Here is a 14,065-nt window from a genome sequence, read left to right as displayed (position 1 = left end):
TTTTAGATGTCACTATTTGATGTATTTATTTTTCTTATTGTTTTTATTTTATTAATAGTTCCTGTAGGAAAACATATATCTAAATTAATTTTGCATGAAGAAACAATTTTTGAATCTTTTTTTTCAAAAATAGAAAAATTTATTTTTAAGATTACCAAAAATCAGAATATGAATATTAAAACTTATATTGGAGCTTTTTTAGGAGTCAATTTAACAATGCTTATTTTAACATATATTATTCTTGCATTAGATGGTTCTTCTCCATCATTAGCTTTTAATACCGCAGTAAGTTTTATGACAAATACAAATTTACAGCATTATTCTGGTGAATGGTTAAATGGAACAATGTCAAGATTAGCCTTAATAAATCTAATGTTCACATCAGCAGCAAGTGGACTTGCTGTGTCAATGGCAATTATTAGAGGAATATTAAAAATCAGATTAGGTAATTTCTTTGAGGATTTAGTAAAATCTATAACTAGACTTTTACTTCCTCTCTCAATCATTGCAGCAATTATATTGGTTATCTTAGGTATTCCTCAAACTTTTAATACTCAAGCAGTAGTAAAAACACTTGAAGGACAATATCAAGTACTTACCTTAGGACCTTCGGCTGCTTGGGAAGCAATAAAACATCTAGGAACAAATGGAGGAGGAATATTTTCTGCCAATTCATCACACCCTTTTGAAAATATTTCTTTGTATACAAACTATATTGAAATGATGTGTATGATGATTATTCCAGGAGCTACTATTATAGGTTTTGGAATGGCTGCCAAAAATAAAAAACAAGTTTGGTTTATATTTTTACCAATATTTGCTTTATTTCTTTTTTCTTTCTTCATGTTATACCACTTTGAAAAACAGGGCGTTCCAATATTCTCTAAATATGGATTAAATGGTATTAATATGGAAGGTAAAGAGATGAGATTTGGGCTTATAGCCTCTATATTATTTACAGATATAACAACATCCTTTACAACAGGAAGCGTTAATAATATGCATGACTCTTTGACTCCAATAGGTGGAATGATGCCTCTATGGAATATGATGCTAAATTGTATCTTTGGAGGAAAGGGAGTAGGATTTATGAATATCCTTATGTATATGATGTTTGGAGTTTTCCTATGTGGACTTATGGTTGGAAGAACTCCTGAATTTTTTGGAAAAAAACTTGAAGCCAAAGAAATGCAGATAATAACATTTTTAATATTGATACATCCAATTATAATACTGGTTCCTAGTGCTATATCTCTGATTAACGATTTAGGAATCTCTGGAATTACAAATTCGGGATTTCATGGAATATCTCAAGTACTTTATGAATATACTTCAAGTGCTGCTAATAATGGCTCTGGATTTGAAGGTCTTGGAGATGGAACTGCATTTTGGAATATTATGACTGGAATAGTAATGCTTTTAGGAAGATATATAAGCATGATATTAATGTTAATGGTTGGATATTCACTTTATAAAAAACAAGCTGTCCCTGTTAATGCTTCTACATTTAAAACAGACAACTTAACTTTTTCTTTTATTTTATTCTTTATAATTTTAATAATTGGTGCTCTTACATTTTTACCAGCTTTGGCTTTAGGACCTATTGCTGAGCACTTGAGCATCTGGGGGTAATTGACTATGAGCAAAAAACAAGTTAAATCTATTTCTAAAGAAATATTAAATAAAGCTTTTATTGAATCTTTTAAAAAATTTGATCCTAGAATTTTAATTAAAAATCCAGTTATATTTGTTGTTGAAATAGGTTTTTTCCTTACTTTAATTTTAACTATAAATCCTTCATTATTTACAGAAAATGAAGCTGATTTAAGAATATTTAATGGTATAATTTCATTTATTCTTTTTGTTACTGTAATCTTTGCAAACTTTGCTGAATCCATTGCTGAAGGGAGAGGAAAAGCTCAAGCCGACAGTTTGAAAAAAACTAGAAAAGAAACTTCTGCAAATCTTTTGAAAGAAGATGGAAGTCTAGTAGTAATAGATGCTGGTTCTTTAAAAAAGGGAGATATTGTCATTGTAAATACTGGTGAACTTATTCCTAATGATGGAACTGTTATTGAAGGAATAGCATCTGTAGATGAATCTGCTATTACTGGAGAATCTGCTCCAGTAATAAAAGAGGCTGGGGGAGATTTCTCTTCTGTCACTGGAGGGACTCGTGTAGTAAGTGATAAAATCAAAGTTCAAATATCTGTTTCAAGTGGAGAATCTTTCCTTGATAAAATGATTAATCTTGTGGAAGGAGCCGAAAGAAAGAAAACTCCTAATGAAATTGCTCTAAATACTGTTCTTGTTGGTTTGACACTAATATTTTTAGTAGTTATTGTAACTCTGTTTCCAATGGGATTATATGCTGGAGTTCATCTTCCATTATCTACACTTATAGCTTTACTTGTATGCTTAATTCCTACTACCATTGGTGGTTTACTTTCAGCAATAGGAATAGCTGGTATGGACAGAGTAAATAAATTTAATGTTATTGCAATGTCTGGTAAAGCTGTAGAAACATGTGGAGATATTAATACCATCATTTTAGATAAAACAGGAACTATTACATTTGGTAACAGACTTGCTGATGACTTTTTCCCTGTTACTGGAATCCCAAAAGATGAAATGATAAAATATTCTGCCATTTCCTCATTAAAAGATCTGACTCCAGAAGGAAGATCTATTGTGGAATTAAGTAAAAAACTTGGTATTATTTTAGCTGAAAAGGATTTTGATAAAGCTGAATTTATTGAATTTAGTGCTCAAACAAAAACTAGTGGAATAAATCTAGAAAATGGTCAAAAAATTAGAAAAGGTTCTGGCTCTTCAATCAAAAAATTTGTCCATGAACAAAATGGGGATATACCTAAAGATCTTGATAATATAATTGATAGAATATCAAGACTTGGTGGAACTCCTTTAGTTCTTGCTGTTGATAATAAAATCTATGGAGTCATCTACTTAAAAGATACAGTAAAACCTGGGCTAAAAGAAAGATTTGATAACATAAGAAAAATGGGAATCAAAACTATTATGTGTACTGGAGACAACCCTTTAACTGCTGAAACAATAGCTAAAGAAGCTGGAATAGATGAATTTGTAGCTGAATGTACACCAGAAGAAAAAATTGAAGTTATAAAAAGAGAACAGGCTCAAGGAAAATTGGTAGCTATGACAGGTGATGGAACTAATGATGCTCCTGCACTTGCTCAAGCTGATGTAGGTATTGCGATGAACAGCGGTACTATTGCTGCTAAAGAAGCTGCTAATATGGTGGATTTAGATTCTAACCCTACAAAAATTCTTGAAGTAGTAGAAATAGGTAAACAATTATTAATAACTCGTGGGGCTTTAACTACATTCAGTATAGCTAATGATGTAGCAAAATATTTTGCTATTATTCCTGCTATGTTTATAGCTGCTATTCCCCAAATGGAAAAACTTAATATTATGCATCTTTCTTCTCCAATGAGTGCAATAATTTCGGCATTAATTTTTAACGCTGTAATCATTCCTCTCTTAGTTCCTATTGCTCTAAAAGGAGTTAAGTATAAACCTATGAATGTTCAAATAATGTTATTAAAAAATCTAGGTATATATGGAGTGGGAGGAATTATTGCTCCATTTATAGGAATAAAATTTATTGACTTAATCGTCACACCATTCCTTTCAATTTTAGGAATGTAATAATAGGAGGAAAATAAAATGGAATTGATAAAAAAAAGTATTTACACTACAATTTCTTTATTCATAATTGCTGTACTTTATACAATTATAATTAATGTATTTGCTCAAACCTTTTTCAAAGACAGTGCAAATGGAAGTATTATATATAAAAATAACCAAGCTGTAGGAAGTAAATATATTGGACAGTTTTTCACAAGTGACAAATATTTTCATGGAAGGCCTTCAGCTTATAACTATAATACATATGATTCTAAGGAAGAAGCTGAAACACTTCCTGCTTCTGGTGGGACAAATCTTGCTTTAAGCAACCCTGTATACAACGAAAATATTAAAAATAATATAGATCTTTTACTTAAAAAAAATCCTAATTTAGAAACAAAAGAAATTCCTATAGAAATGATAACTTCTTCTGGTTCAGGTGTTGATCCTAATATATCAATTCAAGGAGCTATGATACAGGTTGAGAGAATTTCTAAAGCAAATAATATTCCTAAAGAAAAAGTTATAGAATTAGTAAAAAATAATATAGAAAATGATATGATTAATGTTTTAGAATTAAATATAGCTTTGGAGGAATTATTTAAATAATGTTTTCATATCATTTATAAATTTTCATAATCTTATAAAAAACCCCTTCTGGTTTTATTAAAATTTCTTTCAGAGGGGGTTTTATTTTTATATTTTTTCTTTTACTATTTTCTTTGTTCCTTCACAATTTATAAGAACATTTTCCATAATTCTCATTCCTGTTTCTATTTCTTCCATAGTTGTAGAGAGAAAACTGATTCTTATTTTACATGAGTTTCTCTTATTATAATAGAATATACTTCCTGGAAGTATTGATAATCCTCTCAACTTGCACTTATAATAAAATTTTTCTCCATCTATATAATCAGCCAGCTCTATCCAGACAAAAAATCCTCCTCTTGGAACATTTATTATTTTTATATGAGGTATTTTCAATAATAGAGACAGCATTTTTTGAAACTTAACTGCCAGAATCTTTTTTGATTCCTCTAAATGTCTGTCAAGATGTCCTTCAGCTATAAAATATTCTAATATCTTCTGATTTAATCCTGGAGTATTTGGATCAAGCCCATATTTTATCAATACAAACTTCTCCATAAATTTTCTAGGAGGTATCATAAAAGCTAGTGCTATTCCTGGCATAAACATTTTTGAATATGTTCTTATATAAATTACTCTCTCTTCTCCAGTCTTATCCATACTTTTTATAGAATAAACCTTATTTTCATCATAATAAAATTCAGAGAAGCAGTCATCCTCTATTATATAAAAATCATATTCTTCTGCTAATTGAATAAGCTTCTTTTTCTTCTCATCTGACCACACTATTCCAGTTGGATTTTGAAAATTAGAAACTACATATACCATATGTATTTTTTCTTTTTTTATCATTTCTTCAAATTTTTCCATATCCCAGCCATCATTTTCAAGATCCATAGTTTTTACATTACATATATCTCCTAAAAGATTTATAGCATTTGGATAAGTAGGATTGGATATAACCACTGTTTTTACTGGGTGGCATCCAAAAGCTTTTACTACTATATCCAAAGATTGCTGTGTTCCTGATGTTATAATTATATCTTCCCTTTCTACAAAGATATCATCTTTTTCAAGATAATCAGCCAGCACTTCTCTTAAACTTGTCAGCCCCTGTACATGTTGATAACCAAATAGCTCTCTTCCACAATCTTTTATTGCTTTTTCCGAAAGTTTCTGATACACTTCTACTGGAAAGAAATCTTTTGATGGTGTACCATTTGAAAAATTTATCTCAGGAAGTTCATTTTGCTGTCCATATCTAAAGCTCTCCATAATAGGAATAACTTTATCGCTTATAGTGAAATCTGAGTGCTCTTTTACAAAGCAGCCCTTTCCTTTTATTGAATATATATACCCATTCTCCTCAAGCATTCTGTAGACTCTCAAAACTGTATTGATATTTACATCAAACTTAATAACTGTTTGTCTTACAGAATAAAACTTTGAATCAGGTTTCATTTTTTTTGCAACTATTTCTGCTTTCAATAGTTCATACAGCTGAGTATAAAAATTGGTTCCTGTATTCCTAATGATTTTTTCATTCATAGTAATATTTTCCTCCCATTTTGAGGTGACCTAATAATAATTTTTTAAAGTGTCATAAGACACTTTCAAGGTTGAATGTTTGATTTTTCTTATATTATATAATAAAATCGTATTATAACAAAGCGTTTTATTCTCATATTATATATTTATATCATTTAATTAACATTTTCAAGGAGGAAATAATTATGGAAAACAAAAAAGCAGGATTTGGAACTGTAAGTATTCATGGAGGTAGCTGTAAAAACCCTTATGGTACACTTGCTGTGCCTATATTTCAAACTTCTACTTTCGTATTTGATTCAGCAGAACAAGGTGGGAAAAGATTTGCACTAGAAGAACCAGGATATATATACTCAAGACTTGGAAATCCTACAACTACTGTTTTAGAAGATAAAATAGCTCAATTAGAATCTGGTGAAGCAGCTGTAGCTACATCATCTGGTATGGGAGCTATCTCTTCAGTTATGTGGACTATCCTAAAAGCTGGAGATCATATTATTTCTGATAAAACTCTTTATGGATGTACTTTCGCTTTCTTCAGTCATGGATTATCAAGATTTGGAATCGAAGTAAGTTTTGTTGATACTGCTGATGGAGAAGCTGTTAAAAAAGCTATGAAGCCTAATACTAGAGCTGTATATCTTGAAACTCCAGCTAACCCTAACTTAAAAATAGTTGATATTAAAGCAATAGCTGAGATAGCTCATACTAACCCAAATACTTTAGTTGTTGTTGACAATACATTCTCTACTCCTTATTGTCAAAGACCTCTTGAATTGGGAGCAGATATAGTTGTTCACTCAGCTACAAAATACCTAAACGGACATGGAGACGTTATTGCAGGTATGGTTATTTCTAGAAAAGATTTAGTTGATCAAATAAGATTAGTTGGAATAAAAGATATGACAGGATCAGTTTTAGGACCTATGGAAGCTTACTTGATAATCAGAGGAATGAAAACTCTAGAAGTAAGAATGAGAAAACATTGTGAAAATGCTCTAAAAGTTGCTGAATTCTTAGAAGCTCACGATAAAGTTGCTGAAGTTTATTTCCCTGGACTTAAATCTCACCCAGGTCACGAAATTGCAGCAAAACAAATGGATGCTTTTGGCGGAATCATGTCTTTTGAATTAAAAGGTGGATTTGAAGCTGGAAAGATTCTTCTAAATAATTTAAAACTATGTTCTTTGGCTGTATCTCTTGGAGACACTGAAACTTTAATTCAACACCCTGCTTCTATGACTCACTCTCCTTACACTAAAGAGGAAAGAATGGAAGCTGGAATAACTGATGGATTAGTAAGATTATCAGTTGGTCTTGAAAATATCGAAGATATTATTGCAGATTTAGAATACGGTCTCAGCAAAATATAGAAATACAATAGGAGGTCTATATGGAGAACAAAGCTAAACCAAGTTTTGTAGGGTTAATTCCCTTTCTAATATTTGTTGCTATCTACCTCGGAACAGGAGTAGTGCTTCAAATGAAAGGTGTTGGAATGGCATTCTATCAATTGCCAGCACCAGTAGCTGTTTTTGTTGGTATAATTGCTGCTTTCATATTATTCAAAGGAAGTATCATAGAAAAATTCGATACTTTCCTTGAAGGTTGTGGGCATCAGGATATAATTACAATGTGTATAATTTATCTGCTTGCAGGAGCTTTTGCAGGTGTATCTAAAGCCATGGGTGGAGTAGATGCTACTGTTAATATGGGACTTACTTATATCCCAGCTCACTATATAGCAGCAGGATTATTTATAATAGCTTCTTTTATATCTACAGCTACAGGTACTTCTGTAGGAGCGATAGTTTCTATTACTCCAATTGCAGTAGGTCTGGCTGAAAAGAGTGGAGTTCCTCTTCCTCTTATCTTAGCTGCTGTTATGGGTGGAGCAATGTTTGGGGACAACCTTTCTGTTATATCTGATACTACTATTGCAGCAACAAAAACACAAGGTGTAGAAATGAGAGATAAATTTAGAGTAAACTTGTACATAGCTGCTCCAGCTGCTATTATTACAATTATTCTTCTCTTAGTATTTGGAAAACCTGACCATGTTCCTCACATAGAAGTTCTTGCATATAATTTCTTGAAAGTATTACCATATCTTGTAGTTCTAATCTTAGCTATCACAGGTATAAACGTTTTCGTTGTACTTACTAGTGGTATATTCCTTTCAGGAATAATTGGATTAGCTCATGGAGACTTTACTTTACTTTCTTTAACAAATGAAATATACAATGGTTTCCTAGGTATGAATGAAATATTCCTTCTTTCATTATTGACAGGAGGGCTGGCTACTATGTCTACAAAAGCTGGTGGTATACAATGGTTGATTGAACAGATACAAAAAATAATAGTTGGTAAGAAAAGTGCTAAAATTGGTGTTGGACTTCTGGTTGCAGTAACAGATATGGCAGTTGCTAATAATACTGTTGCTATCATTATAAATGGTTCTATTGCCAAAAAAATATGCCAAAAATATAATGTTGATCTCAGAGAAAGTGCTGCTATATTGGATATATTCTCTTGTATATTCCAAGGACTTATCCCTTATGGAGCTCAAATGCTTATCCTCTTAGGATTTACAGCTGGAAAAGTTTCTCCATTAGACATCATACCTCTATTATGGTATCAATTATTATTGTTCATCTTCACAGTAGTATTCATATTCTTCTCTATCAATGAAAAAATCATTGCTAAATTAGACAAAAATAAAGTAAAAGCAAATTAAATATTATTATACAAAAAGAGGGTGAAATAATTTTCACCCTCTTTTTCTTTTATTACAACTAATTATTGTTCTAATAATTTTAAATCTACAATTACAGGAATATGATCACTTACTTTATTCCATTGAATTCCATCTTTTTCATTTTCTTTGTTAGGCACATATGTTTTTGCTTCCCACACTTGTGCTTTATTTAAATATATCTGATCAATTGCAACTTCTGGATTTACTGCTGGCCATGTTCTGTGATCTATCTTATCATCAAAAACTGACACCCAATATCTTTCCATTTCTTTTCCTATTACAGAATTAACAGTATCGTTGAAATCTCCTGCTAATATTTTTATTCCTCTCATATCAAGAGTTATTTCATTTATAGTTCTTATTTGCTGTAAACGAACTGCTGGATCTTCATGCCAGTCTAAATGAGTATTAATAAATGTAATTGGCACTTCAAATCCTGGAACCTCTATTTGAGTAATTAAAGCTATTCTTTGTTCATAGCCAGGACTTGTTGTATCTCCATTAGGGAAAGAAGGTAAAATAAGACTTTGCTGACTCAAAATAGGATGTTTAGATAAAATTGCTATTCCATAGTCCCCACCATCATGGTCTATAGTCTTTCCAAATACCATATTATATCCAGTAAGATCTGCTAGAATTTGAGCTTGATCTATTTTACCACTACGATTAGTATTTCTATCTACTTCCTGTATTGCAACAATGTCTGGATTTACCTTTTTAATTGTTTCTGCTGTTACCTTTAAATCTACTTTGAAATTATTCGCCCCTGCTGCAATGTTGTAAGTCATGATTTTCATCTTTGGATTATTTTTTGTTATCTTCTTATTGTATAAAACTTTTGTTTCTGCAAAAGATACAACAGAAAGAATTACAAATAATAATGCTAATGCTTTTTTCATATTAATCCCCCTATTTTTTTAATTTTTAACAGGATATTTTGTATTCAATATCCAACTTCATAGTAACACTTATGAATTAAAATTTCAACTGTTTTTTTATTTTTATTATTAAAAAATCGGAAATTATTATTTTATTTTAATATGTTTCGTTCTATTTCAATGTGTAAAGCAATAAAAAAATGTGAATAGCTCATTGATTAACCATCCACATTTTTCCAAATAATTATTTATTATAATTTTTCAATTTCTTTAATAATATTTATAGCAATAGGTGTGAATAATTCTCCTATTCCATCTTCTTTACCTTTTGTAAGCCCTGCTATTCCTCTAGTCATAGGAAGTTCTCCCAATAGAGTAAGTCCCATTTCATTTAAGAAATCGTTAGTTCCATTTTCTTCGTTGAAGCTTATTTTAGTTTCACATCCTGGGCAAACTATATAGCTCATATTTTCTACTACACCTAGTACAGGTATATTCATTTTCTTAGTCATATTTACAGCTTTTGCAACTATCATAGATACCATATCCTGAGGAACAGATACCATTACTACTCCATTAACTGGTGTAGACTGCATAACTGTCAAAGCTACGTCTCCTGTTCCTGGCGGCATATCTATTAGCAGGAAGTCAAGGTCTCCCCATATTACATCTTCCCAGAACTGTTTTACAGCTCCCCCTACTACTGGTCCTCTCCAGATTACTGGCTCGTTTTCATCATCTATTAACAGGTTAAGAGAAATAACTTTTATTCCCTCTTTAGACATTACAGGATATATGCTTTCTCCATCTCCCATAGCCTTTTCATCTTTCATTCCCATTAATCTAGGAATGCTTGGTCCAGTTATATCTGCATCCATTATTCCAACTTTGTATCCCAATTTACTAAGTTCTTTTGCAAATAAAGTTGTTACTGTAGATTTTCCAACTCCACCTTTTCCACTCATTACTCCGATTACTTTTTTTATGTTATTGTGTGGATTATTTACTATTCCACAGCTCTCTTTATCTTTTGTACAACTGCTTCCTGATGGACAAGTATTACAATCTGACATTTGATTCCCTCCCTAAATTTTTCTACCAAACTATCTATTATAATACTACTTACATCCTTTTTTGTCAATTAGTATCAAACACTTGTCAAGATATAAAAATATTTTTTCAAATAAAAAAGTCTTAGAACTTTTTCACTAGAATATTTCTAACTTAAAAACTCTAAAACTTGATTTTATTTTATCCTGCTGCTCTCATCTGTTCCTTTTCTATCTTGGAATTATAGATTTTAGCAAGTTCTGATTCAGTTATTTTTTTACTTTCTACATCAAGGATAACTCTTCCTTTATCCAACATAATTATCCTGTCAGCATACTGCACTGCATCTCTTAAATTATGAGATATCATCATAGCTGTAATATGCTGCTTATCAATAAGCTGCTTTGTTTTTTCCATTATTACCTTTGATGTCTTAGGATCAAGAGCTGCTGTATGTTCATCTAAAAGGAGAAGTTTTGGCTTTTTAAGAGTTGCCATAATAAGAGAAAGAGCCTGTCTTTGTCCTCCTGAAAGAAATTTTACCTGAGTATCCAGTTTATTTTCAAGTCCTAAATCCACTTCTTTTAAAATCTCTACAAATCTTTTTATTTTATCTTTTTTTATAAGATTTCTCAAAGAAAATTTTTCACATTTTTTATCTGCCAAAGAAAGATTTTCCAATATAGTAAGAGAAGGAGATACTCCTTTTGATGGATCTTGGTGAACTTTTCCTATTCCCCATGCTCTATCTTCCTCTTTTAAATTATTTATTGATGTTTCATCAAGAGAGATACTTCCAGCATCCTCTTTTAATGAACCACTGATAAGATTAAAAAGAGTACTTTTTCCACACCCATTTGATCCCAGTATTGCTACAAATTCACTTTCCTCTATATTAAGATTAAAATTTTCAAATATATTTAATTCATTTTCAGTTCCACTATTAAAGCTCTTTGACAAGTTTTTTATTTCCAGCATTCTCTTCTCCTCCCTTCTTTTTCAAACTAAAGAATGATGCATTGTTATATCCTATAAATATTATCACTATTATTGCACTGATAGCCTTCAAATCTGTTGGAGCAAGTCCTAAATCTATTGCTGCTCCACCTATTATCTTATAACTTATGGCTCCCATTATAGCCCTTGTTGTCCCTCTTAGTTTTGTAGATTTTTTAAGGATTGTATCTCCTATTATTATAGAAGCAAGTGCAGAAACTATTATAGATGTCCCCATATTTATATCTGCAAATCCCTGTATCTGTCCCATAAGAGCTCCACTTACAGCTACAAGTCCATTTGAAAGCATAAGTCCTAAAAGTTTAAATTTATCACAGCTTACACCTAGAGATTTTACAAGTGTTTCATTATCTCCAGTTGCTATGAGAAGATATCCTATCTCTGTTTTAAGAAACATATCCATCAATACTTTTATAATTACGACTATTATCACAAGAACTACTATCTTATTTCCAAATGAGAAAACAGATGGGCTATTATATAGAGGAATATTAGCTTTTCCATTTATTCTTAAATTTACAGAATAAAGTATAGTCATTGTAAGGATTCCAGCTAATATCGGAGCTATTTTCATTTTTATATGAAGAAAATATGTTATCACTCCAGCTAATGTGCCAAAGGCAAATGCTAATATTGTGCTTGTCACTGGATCAAGACCTAAAGTTGCAAATCTTGCAAAGATAAATGCTCCAAATGGAAATGTTCCTTCAACTGATAAGTCAGGAAAATCCAATATTTTATATGTTATAAATACTCCCATTGCCAATACTGCAAATATGAGTCCCTGTTCTATTGATATAGTCATTAATGAATTCATTTTTTACCCCTTTTTCTTTTCCTATTGTTCTATAAACTCTGCTCCTTCAAAAACTGGAAGCTCTTTATTTAATTTAAGTTTTTTCATTGTTTTTTCATTTACTACTTTAGTAGTGTTAGCCAATGTTTCCACTGGCATATCTTCTGGTTTCTTTCCATCTACAAGTATTTCTTTAGCCATACGGCCAGTTTGTCTTCCCAATTCATAGTAGCTAAGCCCATCTGTTAAAAGTATTCCTCCTTTTACATGAGCTTCCTCTGCTCCCACTGTTACCAATCCTCTTTCATTAGCTGCCATAGAGATAAGATTTATAGCAGAAGCAACTATATTATCTGTGATAGTGTAAAATCCATCTACTTTAGATACTAGAGAATTTACAGCCTGAGGTATATCATTTATATTATTTACACCAACAGCTCTTATTTCAAGTCCCAATTTTGCTCCTATTTCTTTTGCATTTGCTACTTGGATTTCTGAGTTTGATTCACTTGTATTATATATTATTCCTATCCTTTTAATTTCAGGATTAATTTTCTTAAACAGTTCCAACTGTTTTTCCATAGGAGTTGCATCAGTAGTTCCTGTTACATTTCCTCCTACCTTATCCATTGTTTTTACTAGTTGAGAATTTACTGGATCTGTTACTGCACTGAAAAGAACTGGGATCTTATCAGTTGACTGTTTAGCAGCCTGAGCTGATACAGTTGCTATTCCAAAAATAAGATCTGATTTATCTGATACAAATTTCTGTGCTATTACTCCAGCTACACCAGTATCTCCCTGTGAGTTTTTATATGTTATATCTGCCTCTACCCCTAAAGATTTTAATTCATCTTCAAAACCTCTTCTAACATCATCTAATGCTGGGTGTTCTGCAAATTGTGAAATACCTATTTTAAATTTTTTTCCTTCCTGTGCATTACTCTTTACTCCTGCTATAACTAAAAACATTATCACCATCATTATTAATCTCTGTCCTACTCTCATCTTCATTCTCTCCTCCTGATTATTATTGATGAGGAAATTAAAAAAACCTTTTTACATAAAATTGTAAAAAGGTAAAATAAACATAATACAACAAATCCCCCTTAAAAATAAGGTGACTCTGCTACAAAGTATTAAATTTTCCTACTATCCTACAATTCTACTCTACTGTTTTTCATTTCTTCTTCAATTTCTACTATTCTACAATTCTACATATTTTATTAATGATGATTATATAAAAAATCCTCACTTTTGTCAACCGTTATTTTATTCGTGATCTATTGGTACTGCTCTGTGACCAAGCCCTATTACTACTTCATCTAGTCTGAACATACCTATTGTAAGAAAAATACATACTGAAAGATGTTCCTGACATCTTGCAATTCCTATTTTTCCTCCTACATTAAATCCAACTGCTTTATCCATTATCTGTGCTATAGCTTCTCTAGTTGCTCCTGTCAAAGCTCCTTCATATATATGTGATTCTGATATTATTCCATTTCTTTTAGATGCTACCAGAGCTCTCTCCAATATTTTAGAGATAGAATCTACAACATTTCCTCCTATATCTACAGCAGCTGTTTTTATTCCTGAATCTAAATATTTTATTTTAAGTTCTGCTTCTTCCTCTCTTGAACTCATAGCCATTATAACTGAAGCTTTTGCTATATCTTTACTTTTATACTGCATTTTTACACCTCTCAATTTTCATATATACAAATATAGCATACCACAAAAAAAGAAGGAAGTACA

Annotated in this window: 12 protein-coding genes; 5 read left to right on the top strand and 7 right to left on the bottom strand. The window is 31.2% G+C overall.

Annotated features, from left to right (window positions below):
- Positions 1 to 6 precede the first annotated feature (6 nt).
- Genes kdpA through C4N20_RS08580 form a run of 3 tightly spaced genes read left to right on the top strand, consistent with a single transcriptional unit; the run spans position 7 to position 4,281 of the window.
- Complete coding sequence (gene kdpA, locus C4N20_RS08590; protein ID WP_005979063.1) at positions 7 to 1,632, top strand: potassium-transporting ATPase subunit KdpA; 1,626 nt, start codon at positions 7 to 9, stop codon at positions 1,630 to 1,632.
- A 6-nt stretch (positions 1,633 to 1,638) separates the two neighbouring features.
- Positions 1,639 to 3,693 carry a potassium-transporting ATPase subunit KdpB gene (gene kdpB / locus C4N20_RS08585; RefSeq protein WP_005979061.1) on the top strand — a complete coding sequence of 685 codons (2,055 nt, stop codon included), beginning with the start codon at positions 1,639 to 1,641 and terminating at the stop codon, positions 3,691 to 3,693.
- Positions 3,694 to 3,711: 18 nt separating this feature from the next.
- A complete protein-coding gene (locus tag C4N20_RS08580) occupies positions 3,712 to 4,281 on the top strand; it encodes a potassium-transporting ATPase subunit C (RefSeq protein ID WP_005979059.1) in 570 nt (189 codons plus the stop codon).
- Between the two features lie 87 nt (positions 4,282 to 4,368).
- On the opposite strand, the gene pdxR is transcribed toward C4N20_RS08580, so the two are convergent.
- Positions 4,369 to 5,808: a MocR-like pyridoxine biosynthesis transcription factor PdxR gene (gene pdxR / locus C4N20_RS08575; protein WP_005979057.1), complete on the bottom strand. Its 1,440-nt coding sequence runs from the start codon at positions 5,806 to 5,808 to the stop codon at positions 4,369 to 4,371.
- A 185-nt stretch (positions 5,809 to 5,993) separates the two neighbouring features.
- Here pdxR and megL point away from each other — a divergent pair, with 185 nt between their 5' ends.
- Together megL and C4N20_RS08565 are read left to right on the top strand one after the other, a co-directional pair.
- The gene (gene megL, locus C4N20_RS08570; RefSeq protein WP_005979055.1) at positions 5,994 to 7,181 is read left to right on the top strand and encodes a methionine gamma-lyase; all 1,188 of its coding nucleotides are present in this window, start codon (positions 5,994 to 5,996) and stop codon (positions 7,179 to 7,181) included.
- A gap of 20 nt (positions 7,182 to 7,201) precedes the next feature.
- On the top strand, positions 7,202 to 8,545 hold the full coding sequence (locus C4N20_RS08565; protein WP_005979053.1) for a Na+/H+ antiporter NhaC family protein: 1,344 nt from the start codon (positions 7,202 to 7,204) through the stop codon (positions 8,543 to 8,545).
- 62 nt (positions 8,546 to 8,607) lie between these two features.
- On the opposite strand, the gene C4N20_RS08560 is transcribed toward C4N20_RS08565, so the two are convergent.
- The 6 genes from C4N20_RS08560 to C4N20_RS08535 all read right to left on the bottom strand — a co-directional run bounded on the left by C4N20_RS08560 (position 8,608) and on the right by C4N20_RS08535 (position 14,002).
- Positions 8,608 to 9,465 (bottom strand): endonuclease/exonuclease/phosphatase family protein, encoded by an 858-nt coding sequence (locus C4N20_RS08560; protein ID WP_005979051.1) that lies wholly within the window; start codon positions 9,463 to 9,465, stop codon positions 8,608 to 8,610.
- 230 nt (positions 9,466 to 9,695) lie between these two features.
- Positions 9,696 to 10,517 (bottom strand): Mrp/NBP35 family ATP-binding protein, encoded by an 822-nt coding sequence (locus tag C4N20_RS08555; RefSeq protein ID WP_005979049.1) that lies wholly within the window; start codon positions 10,515 to 10,517, stop codon positions 9,696 to 9,698.
- Between the two features lie 178 nt (positions 10,518 to 10,695).
- The gene (locus C4N20_RS08550) at positions 10,696 to 11,472 is read right to left on the bottom strand and encodes an ABC transporter ATP-binding protein (protein WP_005979046.1); all 777 of its coding nucleotides are present in this window, start codon (positions 11,470 to 11,472) and stop codon (positions 10,696 to 10,698) included.
- On the bottom strand, positions 11,438 to 12,328 hold the full coding sequence (locus C4N20_RS08545; protein ID WP_005979044.1) for an ABC transporter permease: 891 nt from the start codon (positions 12,326 to 12,328) through the stop codon (positions 11,438 to 11,440). Before C4N20_RS08545 ends, C4N20_RS08550 begins: the two co-directional genes overlap by 35 nt.
- Before the next feature lie 21 nt (positions 12,329 to 12,349).
- Positions 12,350 to 13,321, bottom strand: coding sequence for an ABC transporter substrate-binding protein (locus C4N20_RS08540; protein WP_005979042.1), 972 nt, complete (start codon positions 13,319 to 13,321; stop codon positions 12,350 to 12,352).
- 258 nt (positions 13,322 to 13,579) lie between these two features.
- Positions 13,580 to 14,002, bottom strand: a complete 423-nt coding sequence (locus C4N20_RS08535) for a HutP family protein (protein WP_005979041.1) — start codon at positions 14,000 to 14,002, stop codon at positions 13,580 to 13,582.
- Between the last annotated feature and the right edge of the window lie 63 nt (positions 14,003 to 14,065).

This window comes from Fusobacterium ulcerans (assembly GCF_003019675.1).
GTDB lineage: Bacteria > Fusobacteriota > Fusobacteriia > Fusobacteriales > Fusobacteriaceae > Fusobacterium_A > Fusobacterium_A ulcerans.
The sequence above is the reverse complement of the archived record's forward strand: the minus strand, read 5'-3'. Positions and strand labels throughout refer to the sequence as shown.

What these genes read in the sequence shown, in the direction of transcription:
- kdpA (WP_005979063.1), top strand. Translation starts at nt 7, where the DNA reads ATGTCACTATTTGATGTATTTATTTTTCTTATTGTTTTTATTTTATTA.
- kdpB (WP_005979061.1), top strand. Translation starts at nt 1,639, where the DNA reads ATGAGCAAAAAACAAGTTAAATCTATTTCTAAAGAAATATTAAATAAA.
- C4N20_RS08580 (WP_005979059.1), top strand. Translation starts at nt 3,712, where the DNA reads ATGGAATTGATAAAAAAAAGTATTTACACTACAATTTCTTTATTCATA.
- pdxR (WP_005979057.1), bottom strand. Translation starts at nt 5,808, where the DNA reads ATGAATGAAAAAATCATTAGGAATACAGGAACCAATTTTTATACTCAG.
- megL (WP_005979055.1), top strand. Translation starts at nt 5,994, where the DNA reads ATGGAAAACAAAAAAGCAGGATTTGGAACTGTAAGTATTCATGGAGGT.
- C4N20_RS08565 (WP_005979053.1), top strand. Translation starts at nt 7,202, where the DNA reads ATGGAGAACAAAGCTAAACCAAGTTTTGTAGGGTTAATTCCCTTTCTA.
- C4N20_RS08560 (WP_005979051.1), bottom strand. Translation starts at nt 9,465, where the DNA reads ATGAAAAAAGCATTAGCATTATTATTTGTAATTCTTTCTGTTGTATCT.
- C4N20_RS08555 (WP_005979049.1), bottom strand. Translation starts at nt 10,517, where the DNA reads ATGTCAGATTGTAATACTTGTCCATCAGGAAGCAGTTGTACAAAAGAT.
- C4N20_RS08550 (WP_005979046.1), bottom strand. Translation starts at nt 11,472, where the DNA reads ATGCTGGAAATAAAAAACTTGTCAAAGAGCTTTAATAGTGGAACTGAA.
- C4N20_RS08545 (WP_005979044.1), bottom strand. Translation starts at nt 12,328, where the DNA reads ATGAATTCATTAATGACTATATCAATAGAACAGGGACTCATATTTGCA.
- C4N20_RS08540 (WP_005979042.1), bottom strand. Translation starts at nt 13,321, where the DNA reads ATGAAGATGAGAGTAGGACAGAGATTAATAATGATGGTGATAATGTTT.
- C4N20_RS08535 (WP_005979041.1), bottom strand. Translation starts at nt 14,002, where the DNA reads ATGCAGTATAAAAGTAAAGATATAGCAAAAGCTTCAGTTATAATGGCT.